The organism is Stenotrophomonas sp. STEN083 (assembly GCF_056759195.1).
On the sequence record NZ_JBRRCU010000129.1, the window covers coordinates 1 to 223 of the forward strand.

The 223-nt window shown below is 63.2% G+C and carries 1 protein-coding gene; it reads right to left on the reverse strand.

The window, feature by feature from the left end; all coding sequences use genetic code 11:
• Positions 1 to 223 (reverse strand): DUF7507 domain-containing protein (locus ACVOK8_RS19175; RefSeq protein ID WP_481568204.1); only part of this gene is annotated, 223 nt, incomplete at both ends.

Below are 223 nucleotides of genomic sequence, written 5' to 3' on the forward strand. Positions count from 1 at the left end.
ATTGCTGGCGCCAACCGCCAGGTTGGCGATGGTGCATACCAGGCCCGGCAGCATTGCATCGCTCACCACCACGTTGCTCAGCGCCACCGTACCGGTGTTGCTGACATCAAACGTATAGGTGATCACGTCACCGGCATCACCGAGCACGGTGTTGCCATTGCTGTCGGCCACGGCCGCATGCTTGGCCACGGTGAAGCTGGCAACCGGCGTGGGCACCGTCGGT